Raw genomic sequence first — 19,975 nt, 5'->3', positions numbered from 1 at the left:
TTTTTAAGATTCTTTTAAAATTTTAAATCCGATACTGCAATTTAAGCAATTTTTTGTTTTACAAAAGTTTTTAAAATGATAAATCAGGCTTTGACTTTCTAAAGAGGTTTTGGTTTTTAAGCCTAATTTTTTCCATTCTTTAATAATTGAATTTTTTTCTGACTGAATTTCACTGTAAAAAGCTAAGATTTCGTCACCAATATTTTCATTCTGATGTTTGTGATAGGTATATTTTACAGGAAGTATTGTATTTAAAATAATAAGCTCAATGAAATCTTTCGTTACCACTTTTGGATGATTGATGGATGATATTTTACCAAAATTAAAATGGTCAGTCCAATAGTCTGAAGCCTGAATTTCTTTGAAAATTTCAAACAAACTATTTGTGTTTTGTGGTAAAATAATTTTTGAAAATAAATTCTGATGTTTAAAATAGAGGTCAGCAAACTGCGATAAACGAATGGTCGGAAAGTTGGGCGGTCTCAACCGAAGAAACTTGGGACGAATGATAATTTCAGGGAGGTTATATTTGGCTTTAAGAAAATCAAATTCTCTTTTCCATAGACTCATTTGTAAGTCTAGTGGGGTTTCAAGCCAGCCGGAAATTCCAAAAAATAAAGCTTCAAGCTGTGTTTTATTTTGCCGTATTTTATTGATGATGTTAAAATCAATACTCTCAGCAATTTGTTTAAATAAGGACGCATTGACGGTTAAGCCAAAAGAGTAGGCGAGGTGATGAAACATGACGGCTTCATAATTATTTTTATGTCGATGCAAATCGGCTTCTATTTCTAAAGATTTTTCTTCCAGTTTTTTTAGCAAATTTTCTTCATGAAAGTTCACTGGGATTTTCTTGATGCTGAAAATCTTTTCACACGGAATAAACTGGTTTTCCTTCAAAAGATTTTCATATTTCTGAAAAACATTCTTATCGATATAATTTTTCAATTCAAGAGTAGGGATATTTTGGTCTTTGAATTCTTTGATATCAATATCATTCTGAAAAACAACATGCAGAATAATATTTTTGTAGGCTGGGTCTTTTGAATGTTGATGAAAAATCCAGTCGGAAGATTTTACATGGAGCTCTATGTTTCCGGCAAGAATCATGTTTTTGGTTTTAATCTTGCTCATGAGGAAATCGGGTCCGGAATCTGTATTCCATCGTCCGAAATCTAAAATTTCAACAGGATTTCCCTCTGTGTCTATAAAATCGAAGTTGGTGAATACTTTGAAATTCCAAAGGTATTGAAGTAATTTTTCGTTCATCAGTGGTGTTTTTGTGTTACAACTAATGTAAGAAAAATTTTAATCTGGAAAGTAAAGTCGAATAAAATAAAAATCTGCGAAGTTTTGAATCTTTTTTATCCGAAACCCTCATGCGCGCAGTAAGAAGCTTTCGGACGTTTCCGAAAGTCTGCTGCGCTCTGCAGGAAGCTTTCATGAAGCCCCGAAACCTTTCTGCACCCTAGTAAGAAGCTTTCGGGAAGTCCCGAAAGTCTGTCGCAGCCCTGCAACAAACTTTCGAAAAAAATTACATTTAAACAAAAAATCAGAGCGATTGCCCTGATTTTATAATGTATTTTTGAATGGAGTTATGCTTTCGTCAGTTCGCCTTTAAAATTCGCAATCGTTGTTTTGTACATCTCTTCATAAATAGGAAGAATGTTTTTTAAGTCAAATTTTACAGCCTGTTCTTTAGCGTTAATCTTCATTTGTGCTAAAAGCTCATCGTTGCTCAATAATTTGATACAGTAGTTACTCATCGCTTCTACATTACCGATTTCAGCTAAAAATCCTGTTTCACCTTGGATGTTTACTTCAGGAATTCCACCAGCGTTTGAGCTGATGACAGGAGTATATGCTGCCATTGCTTCTAAAGCCGCCAAACCGAAACTTTCTTGTTCTGAAGGCAATAAAAAGACGTCTGAAAGCTGTAAGATTCTGTATAAATCATTTACTTTTCCTAACAATCTGATTTTTGAAATCAATTCTGGATTTTCTTCCAAAAACTGATTTACTTTTTCCATATCGGGACCTTCACCGATGATAATCAGTTTAGATTTTACTTTCTTTTCTACATTCTTAAAGATTTGTAAAACTTCATCTATCCTTTTTACCGGACGTAAATTGGAAACGTGAATCAATATTTTTTCGTCCTCATTTGCAAATTGTGTACGCTGACATTCGTTGCAGTCGTCAAACTCAGAATTATCAATAAAATTGGTAATCACCTGAATTTCTTTTTTAATATTGAAAAACTGCAGGGTATCTTTTTTCAAACTTTCAGACACCGAAGTAATGGCATCCGATTTATTAATCGAAAATTCTACCGCATGTTTGTAGCTCGGGTGTTGCCCTACCAAGGTAATATCTGTGCCGTGAAGCGTAGTAACCAAAGGAACGTCGTTATTGTCTTCCTTCAACATTTGCTTCGCTGTAAAAGCTGCATAAGCGTAAGGGATGGCGTAATGAGCGTGCAGTAAATCTAGTTTGTAAAGATTCACAACACGGTAAATCATCGAGCTTAATGCAATATCATAAGGCTGATATTGAAAAAGAGGGTAAGTTTGAACATTTACCTTATGGAAAAAAATATTAGGATTGGTAATATCTAATCTTGCCGGAAGTGCAGAACTGATGAAGTGTACCTCATAGCCTTTGTTTGCCAAAGACATCCCGAGTTCTGTCGCTACGATTCCGCTTCCGCCATATGTTGGGTAGCAAAGTATGCCTATTTTCATCTGTTAATTTTTTTTAATTGCCATAGGAAACGATTAAATAAACGTCTCACAGGTCTGTTGTTATTTTGAAGTGGTGAATTCTGTTAATTTTGAAAATTTAAAAGGGTCTAAAGTTATCCCCATTCCTGGTTTTAATTGTTCATTAACCAAAACGGGAAGCTTTCCTACAATTTTTGTTTTTCCACGAAATGCATCTGCCGTTGCTGTCATAGAATCATCGTTGTTTTCGTAAGAAACTAAAACGGTAGAAACTTTAGAAATATCAATATCTTTCAAAGCATAAGCGCTGCCAAAAACATTAAGAATTACATTTTGATTTTTAGTTAAATCTACCAAAATCTTTTTTGATTCTGGTGAAATTTTGTAAGGTTTGTAAGCTGTAGAGTTATCTTTATGAAAACCAACAATTACTGTAGAGTTTGCCGGAATTGTATTGATTTCAGAAGCTTTTTTAATAATGATTTTTGAATCTAATTGTAATCTGTTTTCAAAAGTCTGATAAGGAGCTTCTTCTAACGGAATGTAGTAATAGGTTGAAGTAGAATTCAACGGAAGCAATTTCTTCTCGTCTTTCAATAACGTTAAAGCATTAGAATAAAGATTTTGAACCAATTTTGTATGCGAATCATTATTGAGGTCGTAATTTACATTTTCAGGATTTTTTGGAGTGTATTGGTTTAAGCCTAAAAAATATTTAGTTAATAAAATCTTCTTCACACTTTCTTCCACTCTTTCCTGAGAGATTTCCCCTTTGTCAATCGCTTTCTGGATTAGTTTTTTACCTTCTGCAACTCCTTGTGAAAATAGCATAATGTCATTTCCTGCTTTGAAAGCTAACGCGTCTAGTTCACCCGGTTTGTATTTATTAGCTACAGCCCCCATGTTCAGAGCATCGGTAATAATTAAACCTTTATAACCCAATTTGTCTTTTAATAAATCTGTGATGATTTTTTTTGAAACAGAGGCTGGGATTCCTTTTCCAGATTCCAGGCTTGGAACATATAAATGTGCCACCATCACACCGCCAATTCCTTTATTCATTAAAGCTTTAAAAGGAGCGAGCTCTATTTTGTTTAATCTTTCTAAACTGTGAGAAACTACGGGAAGGTCTAGGTGAGAGTCTGTATTGGTGTCGCCATGCCCCGGAAAATGTTTAATTGCCGCAAGAATATTATGGTCTTGCAATCCGTTGGCATAAGATAATGCTGATTGAGTGACATTAGAAACTTCTGAACCAAAACTTCTATTCCCGATAATCGGATTATTTGGATTGGTATTGACATCAACCACAGGTGCGAAGTCCCAATTAATGCCCATTCTTTTGCAATCTTCGGCAATTTTGGCAGACATTTGATAAATAAGGTTTTTATCCTGAATAGCGCCTAAAGTCATTGCCCAAGGAAATTTATGAGCGGTGTTGATTCTTTGATATAATCCCCATTCTGCATCCATTCCAATCATTAATGGAACTTTAGATTTTTGTTGGAATTCATTCACCAAATTAATTTCTCTTGCCGCATCATCCTGCATTAGAATCAGTCCACCTATTTTATCATTGGTAACGATGTTTCTTACCTGATTGATGTGGTTTTCATCTTTGTTGGTATACAACGCCACGATAAAAAGCTGACCTAGTTTTTCATCCTGTGAAAGACTGTTGTAAGTTTGGTTTACCCATTCTTTTGCTTTTTTTAAATCTTGCTTTGAAATATCTTTAGGCTGATATTGTGCCGAAAGATTTATATTGAATAAAACGGTAATTAAGAGAAAATTAAAAACTAATTTCTTCATGATTTTTGAATATGAACAAAAATACGATTAAAAAAATGATGAATACTAAAGTTTTTGTGATTTTTGGTATATGTTTTGATTCCGACTTTATTAATATTAAAACTTTTTTAAAATGAAAAAAATTATTCCATTTTTAATGCTTGCATTTGTCAGTATATTCACCGTGAGTTGTGATAATGATGATGATAATGTAGTGTATGTAGATAATGATACTTATGCCGGAGTTATTGAGATTACGAGAAGTTTTCAATATAATAGCGCTGGAAATTTTGGAGAACAACATGTTATAAGACAAGTAATAGGCCAATATGGCATGCAAGAATCTGATAAGGTTTTGGTTTATAGGTTAAAAGGGGTTTATCAAGGTGCTGATGTTTGGGAACAGACTCCTAAGACTATTTATTTTCTTAATGGAAATGAAGTTGACTACGATTTTGACTTTACAAAAAATGACGTTCAAATCTATGTTAATGGTAATTATGATGTAACGACTACCCCTGCATATTATAATAATCAAACATTTAGAATTGTTCTTGTTCCTGCGGGATACTTAAATAAAGGAACGTCTCCGGTTGATTACAGTGATTACAATGCGGTTATCAAGTATTTTAATATTGATGACTCAAAAGTTGTAAAAATAAAATAAAATCTTTTCAAATTTTTATAATAAAAAAAGCGCCAGAAAATTATTTTCTGGCGCTTTTGATTTATCTAATTGGGATTATTTTTCGTCATCTAAAAAATGACCGAAGAAATCCTTTTTTGTTTGTAAATATCCCTTGCTATTTTCATTTGATGGAATTTGCAACGGAACTCTTGAGTTGAGGTTGATGTTGCTCTCTTTTACAAATTTTACCTTTTCAGGATTGTTAGTTAAAAGATTAATGTTTTCTATTTTCAATTGATTCAGAATTTCGATGGCGACACCAAAATTACGGTCATCGGCAGGTAAGCCTAGTTCTAGATTTGCCTGTACGGTATCAAAACCTTTTTCCTGAAGAGAGTAGGCTTTAAGTTTATTAATGATTCCTATATTTCTGCCTTCCTGACGAAGATAAATGATGAGCCCGCCGTTTTCGTGCATATATTTCATTGCTGCATCAAGCTGTTGCCCGCATTCGCATTTTTTTGAATGGAAAACTTCTCCGGTAATGCATTCAGAATGAAAACGTACATTGACAGGTTGAGAAAAATCTGTATTTTCTGCTAATATTGCCATGTGTGGCATCCAGTCATTTTCATCTTCCGAAAAAGCAATCATTCGGAAATTACCGTGCTCTGTAGGAACATTAGCTTCCGCCTGAATTTTAATCATTGAATTGTTTTGTTTATTTTTTTCCGTTTACAGAATCTTCTATTACGGTAACGTTTGTTTTGAGTCTTACCAAATACCTGTTTAATACTTCATCTTCATCTTTCTTCAGATATTTTCTTAGCTTCTGAATATTTTTGTAAGATTTTTCCAAAGCTTTGATGGTCTTATTTTTCCCGGAAATATTTCCTGACGCTATTGCATAAAGGTAATTTTGAAGAGTATACTTTAAATTACTTACTTCATCGTTTACGGCAGAATTGGTAAATCTAGGAAAAGTGGAAATCAAATTAGTGATTTCTGAGGCATTTACATTTTCGGTAATATTGATGCTTATACTTTTTGAATTTTCAGGGTCGACAGATTTTGAGTCACTTGAAAACGTGTTTGATAAAGGTGATAAATTCAGCTTTTCGGTCGCACAAGAAGAAGTGATTAGTATCAGTATTCCTAAAAAAAGTAGTCGTTTCATTTTTGCTCCTTTTGGTAAAGGATTGGGTTAAGACTTTCATCATTGTACATTTTCATTTGTTTGTACACTTTCATCTTAACATCACCGTTTTCAATATCTGTAAGTAATTGAATAATTGAAGTTGACAAATCTTCTTTCTGAGTAAGCAATACATCTAATTTTGCCTGGCAATTTTGACGATGCTCTTCTGAAGCAGATTCTCTGTTGGCTTCCAACGACATATGATAAACCTTTAATGCTAAAATAGACAACCTATCAACAGCCCAAGCTGGAGTTTCAGTATTTATTTTCGCATTAGATTTAGGGGTGATATTTTTGTATTTATCTAAAAACCAACTGTCTATGAATTCTACCAAATCGGTTCTTTTTTGATTTGAAGAATCTATTGTTCTCTTTAATTGAAGAGCCTCAACAGGGTCTATGTTTTCATCTCTAATAATATCTTCTAAATGCCATTGAACGGTATCAATCCAGTTTTTAGCATACAAAATCCGTTCCAAACTGTCTGTTTCAAAAGGATTATTTACAGGTGTATCAACGCTGTCTAATACATGATAGTCTTCAATAGATTGGTTGAAGATTTTCCAGGCAGTATCGGTAAAATTCATAGAAATGAAGAATTATTTAGTTGCTTTTTGTGGTATTGTTTGAAGGGTTGTTTTCGGTAGTTTTAGCTTCCGGTTTTTCTTCTTCTTTGATAGCATCTTTAAATTCTTTAATTCCAGAACCCATACCTCTCATCAATTCAGGGATTTTTTTACCTCCGAAAAGTAATAAAAGTATGATGGCAACGATAAGGATGTGCTGCCAAGATAACGCAAGTATTGTTAATGTGTACATTTCTTAAATTTTTGCAAAGTTAATCTTTTTTTAATATGAAACCCAACCTAAAGGGTCAACTGCATTATTTCCATTCCAAATCTGGAAATCAAGCGTATACGTTCCGTCAAAATCTTGAGCAACTGCTCCTACCACTGTACCTGCAGAAACCTGCTGGTTTTTAGAAACCGTAGTACTGCTAAGATTTGAATAGATGGTAAAATAATCACCATGTTTTATCATTACCGTTCTTGTTCCGTCTGCTGAAGGAATTACCTGAGATACTACTCCCGGGAAAACAGCTCTTGCAGAAGTTCCTTTAGCTACAGATATTTTGATTCCGTTATTTTCTTCCCAAATCGATTTAAAAACAGGGTGTTGCTGCCTTCCGAATCTATGAGTAATTGTTCCTTGCGCAGGCATAGAAATTCTTCCTTTGTTTGATGCAAAATTACTTCCTGCAGATGGAGCAGATACCCCATAATTAGTCATTGCTTTTGCCTCTGCCGCTTTTTTATCGTCTTCTTTTTTCTTTTCTAAAGCTTCCTCCGCCGCTTTTGCTGCATTTAGTTTTACAGTAGCTTCTTTAGCTCTTAATTCTGCATCTTCAGAGGCTTTTTTAGCTGTAATTTTTCTGGCTTCATCTTTTGCACTGGCTTCGCTTTTTGCGGCTTCTTCATTTCTTTTTCTTTCTTCCTCAGCTCTTTTAGCAACTAATTCTGCAGCTTTTTTAGCTTCAACTTCCGCTAGTTTTCTTTCTCTTTCTAAGGCTTCAGCACGAGCTTTTGCTTCAGCTTCAATTCTTGCTTTTTCTCTGTCTGCAGCGATTTTGGCTAAACGAATTTTTTCAGCTTCAGCTTTTCTTCTGCTTTCTTCCTCAGCTTTTGCAATTCTTATTTCTTCAGCAATAATGGCTCTTATCTGTCCTTCCAGAGCTTTAGACTGCGTTTGTTTTTGTCTAAGGTCGACTGTAAGTTTAGATTCATTTTTCTTGAAATCTGTCACCAACTGTTCTTTCTGAGTACGTTCAACACTAATCGTTGTCAAATCTTTCTTCTGATTGGCTAGTAGATTTTGTTTCTCGGTTGCTGATTTCTTTTTCTGCTCAATAGAGTTTTTTAATGCAATAGAAGCAGTGGTTATTTCTGCGGCTTTTTTATCTTTGTTATCAGAGTACTTTTTAAGATATTGTACTCTTCGTAAAGCTTCACCTAAACTTTTTGCCGATAAAATAAAGGTTACTTTATTTTCTATTCCTTTGTTTTTATATGCATTGACCAAAACATGAGCAAAGTTTTTTCTTAAAACCGCAAGCTCTCTATTCTGTGTGTTAATTTCCATTTGACGAAGAAAAATTTCGTCTTCAATAAATCTTTTTTCTTTTTGCGTATTGTTGTAAACCTTTTCTCTAAGCGCTAATTTTTTATTAACGTTATCCAAATATGATATAGACAATTTAGATTCGTTTCTAGTCTTTGCCAAATCTGAATTTATCTGAGCTATCTGTTTTTTTAGGTCAGCATTTTGTTTTTGCAACTGTTCTTTATTTTGTTGGCCAAATTGTAAACCAAACAGCAAAATGCCTATTAAAAAGCTAATTTTTTTAATCATTTAATATCAATTTTCTTATAATTGGCTGGAACAGAATAAGGTGTTTCCATCCTCGAAAAATCAAATTTCGTGTTTTCAATTAAAATTTGACTTGTTTTGGAACCTTTTATAATTATTTTAACATTTTTTGGAAGCTTAACTTCATTTGGAAAGGTCTCCCAATTTTCATATACGATTTCAATAGCATCGTTGGATTTTACATCTTGTAATTTTACCCAATTTAAATTAAAATCATCGGTATACTGCATTTCTACTTTGTATTCTCGTGTAACCTCGTTGGTTACAATTTTTTGATTGGCAATTGACGTCAACTGATATCCCTGAGAATTTTTCACAATTTTTGAATTACCGTTGGTGATTTGCATAAATGTACGTCCCATCAACAGTTTTTCTAAAGTTTTATAATCAATGAAATTGACATTCAGAAGATTATTAAGGTAGTCAAAATCTGAATCGATATAATTTTTGTTGTACTTATCCATTGCCTTGATGCCTTCGGGAGTAATAATTGCTCTTGCCGCAGGAATGATTAGAAAAGTAATATTAGACCATATTTTCTTATCATTTTCGATATAAATTACTGCATCAAGCGGACTTACTCTCAAGTCACTTGCTGTAATTTTACTATTGATTTTTACGTGCTCAAATTTAGGATGCAGAAATATATTCTCATAAAAAGTCAAACGGTCCTGAATATTTTTGGCATCTTTAGGGTCGTTTTGATTTGAATTTTGAATCTGGATGCTGTCATTTTCAGAAGAATTTTGATTAAGTGCTTTTCTGCTTTTACAGGAAAGTACAGTCAATGTTATAATCAGTAAGATAGCCCAGTTTTTCATATAGAGTTTTTATAGTTTTTAGCAAATGCGCTCATTTTGATTTCATCTGCAATGTATAATAATCTTTTACAATATTAACGCCAAACCACACAAAATGTTTTTGTGTGGCTTTCTCAACGTTATTTTATTTAAATTTATTTTGATACAAAATCTAAAACTGAAAAATCTCCTAAAGAAATTTCTCTTGATACTCCAAAATAATGAGCCGAGCTTCCAATCATTGAGTTGGAAAGATTTCCGTGGTCAATGATGGTCTTCTCTTGAATCAACGAGTTGTCGATATTAGAGTTGATTACTTTTGTACCTTTTCCTAATGAAACATAAGGTCCGATTTTAGAGTTTGAAATTTCTACTCCTTCACCAATATAACAAGGCTGAATAATCAACGAGTTTTGAATATTAGCAGACTGCGGGAATTCTGTAAACTCATCTTTTTCGTATTCTAAAATCTTACCATTGGTTTCAACGGTAGCATTTTTATTTCCGCAATCCATCCAGTCATCCACTTTTCCTAAAGAAAATTTAGCGCCAGATTGACGAAGGTTTTCTAATGCTGTGGTCAATTGATATTCTCCACTTACTTTAATGTTATTATCCATAATATGGTTAATCTCAGACATCAATTTTTCTGCTGAATTAAAGTAGTAAATACCAATAATCGCCAAATCTGAAACAAAAGTTGCCGGTTTCTCGATAAAATCGGTAATAAAACCGTAGTCATCTAATTTTACAACCCCAAAAGCAGAAGGGTCATCTACTTTTTTTACCCAGATTACGCCGTCAGAATTGGTGTCTAACGTAAAATCTGCTCTGAAAAGAGTGTCTGCATAAGCAATCACCACATTTCCCTGCATCGATTCTTCAGCACATTTTATAGAATGAGCGGTTCCAAGAGGCTCTAGTTGGTGATAAATAGTTCCTTTTGCGCCCAGTTTTTCTGCTATTTTAAGTAATGAAGCTTCTACTTCAGCTCCAAAATCTCCAATAATAAAGGCTACTTCTTCAATTTTTTCACCCGCTACTTTAGCAATATCTTCTACTAATCTCTGTACAATTGGTTTACCTGCAATAGGAATCAATGGCTTTGGAACTGTTAATGTATGTGGTCTCAATCTTGAGCCTTTTCCAGCCATTGGAACAATAATTTTCATATGTGAATATTTGTTTTATTTATAAGTTTAATTTAAGGTCTTCTAAGTATTTTATTAATCATTGTTCTTTCACTATACGCTAAAAATGCGATGAAGAAAAGAAACAATCCGTTTCCAATTAAATAATTGTGTCGGAAATAATAAAATGAAATCATCGAAATCGCAATAGATAATGATAGATAGATTGCAATTTTGGATGTGTTATAATGAATAGGATACTGCGATTTCCCCCAAAGGTAGGAAATAATCATCATGCTTGTGTACGTAATTAATGCTGCAAAAGCACTTGCCCAATACCCGTAGGTAGGAATAAATGTAAAGTTGATGAAAATTGTAATAGCAGCTCCAATTAAAGAAATATACAGGCCAACTCTTGTTTGGTCAGAAAGTTTATACCAAATCGATAAATTTAAATAAATTCCTAAAAACAATGCGCCCAGCATGACAAAAGGTATAATTTCTATTCCTTCATAATAAAGTGGATTTTTCAAATATTTTTCAGAAATCCATTGTAAGTTTACCATTAATCCGATGTAGATTAAACAGTTGCAAATCACAAAAATATCCATTAAAACGGCATAGGTTTTATGATTATTCTTGTCTTTAAAACTTGAGAAAAAGTAAGGTTCAATACCTAATTGATATGCCTGTCTGAACACGGTGATGAAAGTCGCAATTTTATATACAGCACCATACACCCCAATCTGATGTTTTGCTTCTTCTTTTGGAAGTAAATATTTTAAAAACTGTCGGTCTAAAGTCTGATTGATAATTCCTGCTAAACCTGCAATCATTACCGGCCAAGAATAATTCATAATTCTCTTCCAAAGTTTGAAATCAAATTTTTTAAAACTAAAATTCACAAATTCTTTTCCTACAATCGCTAAAGTAATAATACTTTGTACCAAATTGGCGATGAAAACGTAGCCAACACCAATCTCAGGATTGTATTTAATTCCTAAAATTCCATTGGGATAATTGGGTAGCCATTTAATGAAAAATACGACTAAAAAGTAATACGCCAAAGAACCAATTACTTTTGAAAGCATATACTGAACAGGTTTTCCCTCAAGCCTTAAAACAGCGGAAGGAATCGTAGAAAATGCATCGAAAGATAAAATAAAAAGAAAAATAATTAAATAATTGACCTGGTCTGGGGTTTCAAAAGCATTCGCAAGGTCCTGCCTGAAAACATATCCTAAAATCAAATAAATAAATCCGGCTCCTAAAATACTTAGTGCACAGGTAGAAACCAAGGTTTTCTTATCAATATCACCTTCTTGTGCAAAGCGGAAAAATGAAGTTTCCATCCCATGAGTAAGAAAAACAGTGATTACTCCGGCAATAGAATACCAATCTACAAAAGGTGACGATGCAGACGGCCCGAAAGCTTTTGTTACAATAGGAGCAATAAGAAATGGGAAAATTCTTACCAGCACAGAACTGAGTCCGTAAACAGCGGTTTGTCCAAATAGTTTCTTATACAATTTTAGGTTTTTAAAATGCAAATGTAAATATTAGAATTCATAATTTTTAGATTGATGTTTAAAAATCACTTTAGAAAATATTAAATTTGTGCAATATCAATCTTATATCTAAAAGTAAAAATGAAAATTCTTATAAAAAATGCTCAAATCGTCAACGAAGGTCAAATTATCAAAAGTGATATTCTGATTGAAAATGATTTGATTTCTAAAATAGAGTCGAATATTTCTGAAGAAGCAGACCAAATTATTGATGCGTCAGGAAAATATCTCTTGCCTGGAATTATCGATGACCAAGTGCATTTCCGTGAACCGGGTTTGACTCATAAAGGTGATATTGAATCTGAATCTCGTTCAGCAATTGCAGGAGGAACAACCAGTTTTATCGAGCAGCCAAACACGGTTCCGAATGCGGTAACTCAGGAATTATTAGCTGATAAATATGAGATTGCTTCTCAGAAATCATTTGCCAATTACGGTTTTATGATGGGCGGAACTAATGATAATTTAGCAGAAGTTTTAAAAACAAATCCTAGAAATGTTCCCGGAATTAAATTGTTTTTAGGTTCATCAACTGGAAATATGTTGGTTGATAATCCTGAAACTCTTGAAAATATTTTCAGCAATACCAAAATGCTGATTGCCGTTCATTGTGAAGATGAAGCAACGATTCGTGAAAATACTCAAAAATATGTGGATGAATATGGCGAAGATATCCCCGTAAAATTCCATCATTTAATTAGAAGTGAAGAAGCTTGTTATAAATCTTCTTCAAAGGCAATTGAATTGGCAAAAAAAACTGGGGCAAGACTTCACGTTTTCCATTTGTCAACAGCGATTGAAACTGAATTGTTTAGAAATGATATTCCATTAAAAGATAAAAAAATAACGGCAGAAGTTTGCGTTCATCACTTAACGTTTACCAATGAAGATTACGATACAAAAGGCGGATTAATCAAATGGAATCCTGCCGTAAAAACTCAAAAAGACAAAGACGGACTTTGGGAAGCTTTGCTGGATGACAGAATTGATGTGATTGCAACCGACCACGCGCCGCATACTTGGGAAGAAAAACAAAATACATATTTAAAATGTCCATCCGGAGCACCTTTGGTTCAGCATTCTTTGGTGGTAATGTTGGAGAATTATAAAAACGGAAAGATTTCGTTGGAAAGAATTGTTGAAAAAATGGCTCATAATCCTGCGATTTTGTTCAGAATAGAGAAAAGAGGTTTCATTAAAGAAGGTTACAAAGCCGATTTAGTTTTGGTTGATTTAAATGAAAAATGGACGGTTGAAAAAGAAAATATTCTTTATAAGTGCGGCTGGAGCCCGTTGGAAGGAATGAATTTTCATTCTAAAGTAACCCATACTTTCGTTAACGGAAATCTGGTTTACGAAAACGGTAAAGTAAACGAAGAAAAATTCGGAGAGCGTTTGCTTTTTGAAGTTGAAGAATAAATTGATTAATATGAGCGGGCTTTTTTAGTCCGCTTTTATTTTGAAATTGAATTTTGCTTTAGCTTAAATTTAAATCTCTCGCAGATTTTGTAGATGAAGCAGGTTTTAAACACAATTATCTTTGAAAATCTGAGGAATCTGTGGGAATATAAATTTTTGAATCAATTAAATAATATAAACCTAACAGGTTTCTAAAACCTGTTAGGTTTTGTTAAAAAGTTACTTTTTTGCTTTTGCACTCATATGAAAACTCAGTTTTCCGCCATTCATAATATCAGAATGCTTTAGTGTAAAGTTTTTAATTTCCTTTCCATTCAACATAATTTTCTGAACATAGACATTTTTCGGGCTTTGATTAATAGCTTCAATTTCAAAAGTTTTTTCGTTTTCTAAATTTAAAATGGCGTTATCAATTGCCGGACTACCAATGGCGTAATCCTCCGAACCCGGAGCCACAGGATAAAAGCCAAGCGAGCTCAAAATATACCAAGCGCTCATTTGTCCTGCATCATCATTTCCGCCCAATCCATCAGGAGTAGCTTTGTATTGCATTTCCAAAATTCTTCTGATTTGCGCTTGTGTTTTCCAAGGTTGTCCTGCCCAATTATAAAAATAAGCAACATGATGAGCGGGCTCGTTTCCATGAACGTATCCACCGATAATCCCTTCTCGTGTAATGTCTTCGGTGTCGGCAAAAAACTCGTCTGGTAAATGCATCGTGAACAATTCATCTAATTTTGAGGCAAACTTTTTTTTTCCACCCATGAGTTGCATTAATTCATCCGGATTTTGAGGAACAAAGAAACTGTAATTCCAAGAATTTCCTTCAATAAAGCCTTGTCCGTGAGTACTTAAAGCATTGAAATCTTTTTTGAAACTTCCATCTGCTAAGCGAGGACGCATAAATCCTACGGTTTTATCGAAATTGTTTTTCCAGTTTTCAGAACGTTTGATGAATTGATTATAAATTTCTGTTTCGCCTAAATGTTTAGCCAATTGGGCAATTGCCCAGTCGTCATAAGCATATTCTAAGGTATTTGAAACCGAAGTTCCACTTTTTTCTGCAGGAATATATCCTTTATCAATATAATATCCGATTGCTTCGTAATCTCTTTTATTGGCAGTTTCTACACAGGCTTTTAATGCCGCTTTTGCATCGCCGTCATAATTTCCTTTAATAATAGCATCTGCAACGACACTTACGCTGTGATAGCCACTCATACACCAATTGTCGTTTGCATAATGCGACCAAATCGGTAACATTTTCATAGAAAACTGATTGTAATGTGCCATCATCGATTTTACCATATCACCGTTTCTTTTCGGCTGAATAATATTAAAGAAAGGGTGTAAAGCACGATAAGTGTCCCAAAGTGAAAAAGTTGTATAATTAGTAAAACCTTCTGCTTTATGAATGTTTTGGTCTAAACCTTTATATTCTCCATTCACATCGGTATAAGTTGTTGGATTGATGAAGGTATGATACATCGCCGTATAAAAATTAGTTTTTTCTGTTTCAGAACCTTTAATGACGATTTTATTTAATTCTTTATTCCAAATTTCCTGCGTTTGTGCTTTTACTTGGTCGAAAGATAGATTTCCAGCTTCTTTTTCTAAGTTTTCTGCTGCGTTGGCTTGGCTTACCGGCGAAATTGCCAATTTTACTTCAATCGCTTCATTTTCATTCGTATCAAAATCAAAATACATTTTTAGATTTTTTCCTGCGATTTCCGGAAAGTTTTTTGTTTGGTCAAATTTTCTCCAAAATCCACCGTAAACCTGTTTTCCGTCATAATTTTTTTGACCGTAAGATTTAAATGGCTTTGAAAATTTCATTGCAAAATAAACCGTTCTTGTTCTTGCCCAACCGTTGGTCTGTCGATAACCGGTGATGGTATTTCCGTTTTCTACACGTACGTAAGTCCAAACATTTTTACCTTCGTAATTATAAATTCCGGCCATCAAATCTAAAATAATATGTGCCTGGTCAGATTTTGGAAAAGTGTATCGGTGAACACCAACTCTTGTTGTAGAAGTTAATTCTGCTAAAATATTGTGGTTGTCTAATTTTACTTTATAATATCCAGCTTCTGCGGTTTCATTTGCATGTGAAAATCTACTTCTGTAACCTCTTTCAGGATTGGTTGCTGTTCCGGGATTTAATTGTAATTTTCCAACGGTTGGCATTACGAGAAAATCTCCTAAATCAGAATGTCCTGTCCCGCTAAAATGGGTAGAACTGAATCCTACAATGGTTTTGTCTTCATAACGATATCCTGCACAATATTTATAAACATCACCGTTATATTTTCCGTTCATTTCATAAGAAATCGTATCGGTTTCCGGACTGAGCTGAATGGCTCCAAAAGGTGCAGTTGCTCCAGGATAGGTATGTCCCATTTTTTCTGTACCGATTAACGGATTGACATATTGATGCAGTTTTTCGAATTTTTGAGCTTTATTTAAACTGAAAAGTAGAAGAAATATGAAGGCAAAAGGTGCAGTTTTTCTCATGTATGACAAATTTTAAGTGATAAATTTAATTAAAAATGAAAGAACACTTATTTGCCTGAACCTTATTTTGAAAAATTTAATGTAGACGAAAATTATTGTTTTTCTGTAAATCGAAAGCCAATTCCGTGCAGGTTTTCAATGACGATATTTTTTTCATCTGCAAAAACTTTTCGCAATCTTGAAATAAAGACATCCAGACTTCGTCCCATAAAATAATCATCATCGCCCCAAATTGCTTTGAGAATATCCTGTCTTTTCACGACTGAATTTTTATGACGAATAAAATACAATAGCAAATCGGATTCTCTTTGGGTAAGTGTAATTGTATTTTGAGTATCATTTAAAGTGTAATTTTTAGAATCAAAATCATATTTTCCAACTTTATATTTCTGTGGTGAATTTTCAGTTTTCTTGGAACGTTTCAAAAAGACTTCAATTTTTAAAATAAGTTCTTCAATACTGAAGGGTTTTACGAGATAATCGTCGGCACCAATTTTTAAACCTTTAATTCGGTCTTCTTTTAATGCCTTTGCAGAAATAAAGATAATTGGGATTTCAGAGTTTTTGTGACGGATATTTTGAGCTAATTCAAAACCATTTAATTCTGGCATCATAATATCTAAAAGACAAATGTCGAAATCTTGACTGTTGAACGCATTAAGCGCTGATTTTCCATCTGAATAATGGTTGATTTCATAATAGTTTTCCAAGCTGTCCTGAATTAGAAAAGCGATGGTTTGGTCATCTTCAGCATATAAAATTCTAGATTTTTCCATTGTTTACACGGTATTAAATTTTAAAACGGAAAAAACAGAGTATTGGTAATTCCTTGGTCTGTATTGTTTTCAACTGAAATTTTCCAATTGTGTTGCTGCACGATTTTTTTTACATAAAATAAACCCAATCCAAAACCATTGATTTCTTCACTTTTAGAAGTATTTACTCTGTAAAATTTATCGAAAATATGAGCCATATTCTTTGCAGGAATACCCATTCCGTTGTCTTTAAACTTTAAATATAAGCCTTTTGAATCTTTATTTGATGAAATAAGAATCTTGGGTTTTGTTTCACAATATTTAATAGAATTATCTAAGATATTATAAACAATATTGGTAAAGTGAAATTCGTCGGCAATAATTGAAATAGTACTGTCAATGTCTATCTCAATGGAAATGTTTTCATTCTTATGCTTTATCGTATCAGCAATTTCTTGGATAAATGGCAATAAAATAATCTTTTGAGGCTTTAATGACAATCCTGAGGCATCGTTTTTAGCAATATTCAATATTTTTTCAATATGATTATTGAGTTTGTAACTTTGATTGATGATGATAGAAGTATAGGTTTGCAACTTCGCATTTTCCTTTATCAATTCTTGCTTGCTGAGTGCTTCAGAGGCTAAAAGAATAGATGATAATGGAGTTTTAAACTCATGCGTCATGTTATTGATAAAATCACGCTGCAATTCTGAGAATTTTTTCTGCTGAATAATTGTATAAATCGAATAAACGTAAACCAAAAGAATGATAATCAGTGCAAAAGTAAGCAGATACCAAAAACGCAAAGAGCTGATGAGATAAGTTGTTTTATCAGGAAAACGAATCGAAAAATAATACGTAAGATTTTTATGTTTCGGAAACTGAATCACCTTTTCACTGGGTTCTTCCTGATGAGTGGTCATATATTTTCCGTAAATCATCTGGTCGCTGTGGCAATTGTACAAAGCGTAAACATAATCTGTATTAATTTGAAATCTCGTAAATTCTGTTTTTAAATAATGCTCAAGAACGGCCGGATGAAATTCATTATTGATATTAACAACGTAATAATCATTGGCAATAATCTGAACGGGATTTTCGGTGAAAGAGGTTTTTCCTTCAGACATTTTGTCGACAACCTCCATCAAAGCAATATTTACTTTTTGATTAAATTTTCTGTCTTCAAGATTATATGCCTGTTTCGTCCATAAAAGCTGTGCTATCAATATTCCGATGATAGCAACCAAGCCCAAGCTTATAATAATATTGAGTTTCTTTATTCTCATTTTCAGGAGCAATATTATCCAAAAATATCTATAATTTTTTAATCATTAACAACTCGTTAACAAATGTTTGATAACGCTTAACAACTTTCAACCGATTTCAGGTCTACATTTGTTTCAACAAAAAATAATATTTGATTTAAAATTTACACTATGAAAAATTTAAAAATTACAGCGCTTCTTGCGGTTTTGGCATTCTCTCCATTTTATGCAAATGTATTTCCTGTTGCTCCAGCAGCTATTGTAAAAACAGTTAAGGTTGCGATTACGTGGAAATCAGAATCTATCGATGTAGGAAATATACCTCAAGGAAAACCAAAATTAATCAGATTTGAATTTACCAATACAAGTTCAAAACCGATTATCATCGAAAATGTAGCTCCATCTTGTGGATGTACGACTGCAGATTATACTAAAACTCCTATTCAGCCTGGAAAAAAAGGATTTGTAGAAGCAAGCTATAATGCAGCGAGCGCAGGAGCATTTATGAAAACGGTAAATGTTACTACAAGTGACAGCAAAACCCCTAAAACACTTTCTTTTAAAGGGACTGTTGTTTCTTAATTAATTTAATCTTGTTCAATATTAAAAACCAGTCTGATAATTTTTGTCAGACTGGTTTTTTAATTTTAAACTTTTTATTTAACGGTAAAAGGCACAAAAGATTCGATATTTAAAGTATTAAAAAACATTTAATAGTATACTTTATAAGAATATACGTTTGAATGGAAATCTTTCATCTATTTAAAACAATTATTTATAGCATTATTTCTCAATCTATTTTAAGGCATTACATTTTAATATTTATTATTTTTAAGAAAAAATAAAACGTATGAATCTTTATACACAACCAATGTTGCGTGAAGGCGCTCTAAAGGATAAAGTTGCTATTGTTACAGGAGGCGGAAGCGGACTGGGGAAAGCGATGACCAAATATTTCTTACAATTAGGTGCAAAAGTGGTTATTACTTCTAGGAATTTGGAAAAACTTCAGGTTACTGCAAAAGAATTAGAGGAAGAAACGGGCGGAAAAGTTCTTTGTGTTGCTTGTGATGTCAGAAATTGGGATGAGGTAGAAGCGATGAAAGAAGCGACTTTAAAAGAATTTGGAAAAATTGATATTTTGCTGAATAATGCTGCCGGAAATTTTATTTCGCCTACAGAAAGACTAACACATTCTGCTTTTGACTCAATTTTAGATATTGTTTTAAAAGGAACAAAAAACTGTACTCTTTCCATCGGAAAACATTGGATTGATTCTAAAACTTCAGGAACCGTCTTAAATATTGTCACCACTTATGCATGGACAGGTTCAGCGTATGTTGTTCCTTCAGCTTGTGCAAAAGCGGGAGTTTTAGCGATGACAAGAAGTTTAGCAGTTGAATGGGCAAAATATGGAATCCGTTTTAATGCAATTGCTCCGGGACCTTTTCCAACAAAAGGAGCTTGGGATAGATTACTTCCTGGAGATTTACAGGAAAAATTTGATATGAGAAAAAAAGTTCCGTTGAGAAGAGTAGGAGAACATCAGGAGTTGGCAAATCTTGCTGCTTATTTGGTTTCAGACTATTCAGCTTATATGAACGGGGAAGTGGTAACCATCGATGGTGGAGAATGGCTGCAAGGTGCGGGTGAATTTAATATGCTTGAAGATATTCCGCAAGAAATGTGGGATGCCTTGGAAGCAATGATTAAAGCCAAAAAATCGAATTAATAATTAGTTATTTTTGCTAATC

18 protein-coding genes are annotated in these 19,975 nt (G+C 33.3%); 4 read left to right on the top strand and 14 right to left on the bottom strand.

The annotated features are described in order from the left end of the window. Nucleotides 1-3: 3 nt before the first annotated feature. The 3 genes from LO744_RS18400 to LO744_RS18390 form a co-directional block, all read right to left on the bottom strand. Nucleotides 4-1,269, bottom strand: a complete 1,266-nt coding sequence (locus LO744_RS18400) for a DUF2851 family protein (RefSeq protein ID WP_230672022.1) — start codon at nt 1,267-1,269, stop codon at nt 4-6. Between the two features lie 326 nt (nt 1,270-1,595). Further along, nucleotides 1,596-2,744: an N-acetyl-alpha-D-glucosaminyl L-malate synthase BshA gene (gene bshA / locus LO744_RS18395; RefSeq protein ID WP_230672020.1), complete on the bottom strand. Its 1,149-nt coding sequence runs from the start codon at nt 2,742-2,744 to the stop codon at nt 1,596-1,598. A 60-nt stretch (nt 2,745-2,804) separates the two neighbouring features. Then, the gene (locus LO744_RS18390) at nt 2,805-4,535 is read right to left on the bottom strand and encodes a glycoside hydrolase family 3 protein (protein WP_230672018.1); all 1,731 of its coding nucleotides are present in this window, start codon (nt 4,533-4,535) and stop codon (nt 2,805-2,807) included. A 136-nt stretch (nt 4,536-4,671) separates the two neighbouring features. Between LO744_RS18390 and LO744_RS18385 the strand changes: the two genes are divergently transcribed. Continuing rightward, nucleotides 4,672-5,181: a hypothetical protein gene (locus LO744_RS18385; RefSeq protein ID WP_230672016.1), complete on the top strand. Its 510-nt coding sequence runs from the start codon at nt 4,672-4,674 to the stop codon at nt 5,179-5,181. Nucleotides 5,182-5,256: 75 nt separating this feature from the next. Here the strand turns inward: LO744_RS18385 and ribA are convergent, their stop codons facing one another. The 8 genes from ribA to LO744_RS18345 all read right to left on the bottom strand — a co-directional run bounded on the left by ribA (nt 5,257) and on the right by LO744_RS18345 (nt 12,226). Further along, the gene (gene ribA, locus LO744_RS18380; RefSeq protein ID WP_230672014.1) at nt 5,257-5,850 is read right to left on the bottom strand and encodes a GTP cyclohydrolase II; all 594 of its coding nucleotides are present in this window, start codon (nt 5,848-5,850) and stop codon (nt 5,257-5,259) included. A gap of 13 nt (nt 5,851-5,863) precedes the next feature. Then, on the bottom strand, nt 5,864-6,319 hold the full coding sequence (locus LO744_RS18375; protein WP_230672012.1) for a hypothetical protein: 456 nt from the start codon (nt 6,317-6,319) through the stop codon (nt 5,864-5,866). Next, complete coding sequence (locus LO744_RS18370; RefSeq protein WP_230672010.1) at nt 6,316-6,927, bottom strand: DUF4254 domain-containing protein; 612 nt, start codon at nt 6,925-6,927, stop codon at nt 6,316-6,318. The genes LO744_RS18375 and LO744_RS18370 overlap by 4 nt, the downstream gene beginning before the upstream one ends. 16 nt (nt 6,928-6,943) lie before the next feature. Continuing rightward, complete coding sequence (locus tag LO744_RS18365; protein WP_230672007.1) at nt 6,944-7,159, bottom strand: twin-arginine translocase TatA/TatE family subunit; 216 nt, start codon at nt 7,157-7,159, stop codon at nt 6,944-6,946. A gap of 30 nt (nt 7,160-7,189) precedes the next feature. Next, nucleotides 7,190-8,749 carry a peptidoglycan DD-metalloendopeptidase family protein gene (locus tag LO744_RS18360; protein WP_230672005.1) on the bottom strand — a complete coding sequence of 520 codons (1,560 nt, stop codon included), beginning with the start codon at nt 8,747-8,749 and terminating at the stop codon, nt 7,190-7,192. Continuing rightward, complete coding sequence (locus LO744_RS18355) at nt 8,746-9,588, bottom strand: DUF4292 domain-containing protein (RefSeq protein WP_230672003.1); 843 nt, start codon at nt 9,586-9,588, stop codon at nt 8,746-8,748. Before LO744_RS18355 ends, LO744_RS18360 begins: the two co-directional genes overlap by 4 nt. Nucleotides 9,589-9,722: 134 nt before the next feature. Next, nucleotides 9,723-10,739 carry a sugar phosphate nucleotidyltransferase gene (locus LO744_RS18350; protein WP_230672001.1) on the bottom strand — a complete coding sequence of 339 codons (1,017 nt, stop codon included), beginning with the start codon at nt 10,737-10,739 and terminating at the stop codon, nt 9,723-9,725. 32 nt (nt 10,740-10,771) lie between these two features. After that, complete coding sequence (locus LO744_RS18345) at nt 10,772-12,226, bottom strand: lipopolysaccharide biosynthesis protein (RefSeq protein WP_230671998.1); 1,455 nt, start codon at nt 12,224-12,226, stop codon at nt 10,772-10,774. 120 nt (nt 12,227-12,346) lie between these two features. Between LO744_RS18345 and LO744_RS18340 the strand changes: the two genes are divergently transcribed. Next, entirely contained in the window at nt 12,347-13,684 is a 1,338-nt protein-coding gene (locus LO744_RS18340) for a dihydroorotase (RefSeq protein ID WP_230671996.1), read from the top strand. A 219-nt stretch (nt 13,685-13,903) separates the two neighbouring features. On the opposite strand, the gene LO744_RS18335 is transcribed toward LO744_RS18340, so the two are convergent. From LO744_RS18335 to LO744_RS18325, 3 genes are all read right to left on the bottom strand, one after another. Continuing rightward, entirely contained in the window at nt 13,904-16,198 is a 2,295-nt protein-coding gene (locus tag LO744_RS18335; protein WP_230671994.1) for a GH92 family glycosyl hydrolase, read from the bottom strand. 92 nt (nt 16,199-16,290) lie between these two features. Next, nucleotides 16,291-16,974: a response regulator transcription factor gene (locus tag LO744_RS18330; protein WP_230671992.1), complete on the bottom strand. Its 684-nt coding sequence runs from the start codon at nt 16,972-16,974 to the stop codon at nt 16,291-16,293. A gap of 20 nt (nt 16,975-16,994) precedes the next feature. Next, entirely contained in the window at nt 16,995-18,242 is a 1,248-nt protein-coding gene (locus LO744_RS18325; RefSeq protein WP_230671991.1) for a sensor histidine kinase, read from the bottom strand. 150 nt (nt 18,243-18,392) lie between these two features. Here LO744_RS18325 and LO744_RS18320 point away from each other — a divergent pair, with 150 nt between their 5' ends. Beyond that, entirely contained in the window at nt 18,393-18,803 is a 411-nt protein-coding gene (locus LO744_RS18320) for a DUF1573 domain-containing protein (protein ID WP_230671989.1), read from the top strand. A gap of 268 nt (nt 18,804-19,071) precedes the next feature. Next, the gene (locus tag LO744_RS18315; protein ID WP_230671987.1) at nt 19,072-19,953 is read left to right on the top strand and encodes an SDR family oxidoreductase; all 882 of its coding nucleotides are present in this window, start codon (nt 19,072-19,074) and stop codon (nt 19,951-19,953) included. Nucleotides 19,954-19,975 lie beyond the last annotated feature (22 nt).

This window comes from Chryseobacterium turcicum (assembly GCF_021010565.1).
Lineage (GTDB): Bacteria > Bacteroidota > Bacteroidia > Flavobacteriales > Weeksellaceae > Chryseobacterium > Chryseobacterium turcicum.
This window is presented reverse-complemented; position numbering and strand designations above follow the sequence as displayed.

Excerpts from the sequence above, each read along its gene's own strand:
- LO744_RS18360 (WP_230672005.1), bottom strand. The coding sequence starts at position 8,749 with ATGATTAAAAAAATTAGCTTTTTAATAGGCATTTTGCTGTTTGGTTTA.
- LO744_RS18370 (WP_230672010.1), bottom strand. The coding sequence starts at position 6,927 with ATGAATTTTACCGATACTGCCTGGAAAATCTTCAACCAATCTATTGAA.
- LO744_RS18315 (WP_230671987.1), top strand. The coding sequence starts at position 19,072 with ATGAATCTTTATACACAACCAATGTTGCGTGAAGGCGCTCTAAAGGAT.
- LO744_RS18385 (WP_230672016.1), top strand. The coding sequence starts at position 4,672 with ATGCTTGCATTTGTCAGTATATTCACCGTGAGTTGTGATAATGATGAT.
- LO744_RS18335 (WP_230671994.1), bottom strand. The coding sequence starts at position 16,198 with ATGAGAAAAACTGCACCTTTTGCCTTCATATTTCTTCTACTTTTCAGT.
- LO744_RS18375 (WP_230672012.1), bottom strand. The coding sequence starts at position 6,319 with ATGAAACGACTACTTTTTTTAGGAATACTGATACTAATCACTTCTTCT.
- ribA (WP_230672014.1), bottom strand. The coding sequence starts at position 5,850 with ATGATTAAAATTCAGGCGGAAGCTAATGTTCCTACAGAGCACGGTAAT.
- LO744_RS18400 (WP_230672022.1), bottom strand. The coding sequence starts at position 1,269 with ATGAACGAAAAATTACTTCAATACCTTTGGAATTTCAAAGTATTCACC.
- LO744_RS18340 (WP_230671996.1), top strand. The coding sequence starts at position 12,347 with ATGAAAATTCTTATAAAAAATGCTCAAATCGTCAACGAAGGTCAAATT.
- LO744_RS18350 (WP_230672001.1), bottom strand. The coding sequence starts at position 10,739 with ATGAAAATTATTGTTCCAATGGCTGGAAAAGGCTCAAGATTGAGACCA.
- LO744_RS18390 (WP_230672018.1), bottom strand. The coding sequence starts at position 4,535 with ATGAAGAAATTAGTTTTTAATTTTCTCTTAATTACCGTTTTATTCAAT.
- LO744_RS18330 (WP_230671992.1), bottom strand. The coding sequence starts at position 16,974 with ATGGAAAAATCTAGAATTTTATATGCTGAAGATGACCAAACCATCGCT.
- bshA (WP_230672020.1), bottom strand. The coding sequence starts at position 2,744 with ATGAAAATAGGCATACTTTGCTACCCAACATATGGCGGAAGCGGAATC.
- LO744_RS18320 (WP_230671989.1), top strand. The coding sequence starts at position 18,393 with ATGAAAAATTTAAAAATTACAGCGCTTCTTGCGGTTTTGGCATTCTCT.
- LO744_RS18355 (WP_230672003.1), bottom strand. The coding sequence starts at position 9,588 with ATGAAAAACTGGGCTATCTTACTGATTATAACATTGACTGTACTTTCC.
- LO744_RS18365 (WP_230672007.1), bottom strand. The coding sequence starts at position 7,159 with ATGTACACATTAACAATACTTGCGTTATCTTGGCAGCACATCCTTATC.
- LO744_RS18325 (WP_230671991.1), bottom strand. The coding sequence starts at position 18,242 with ATGAGAATAAAGAAACTCAATATTATTATAAGCTTGGGCTTGGTTGCT.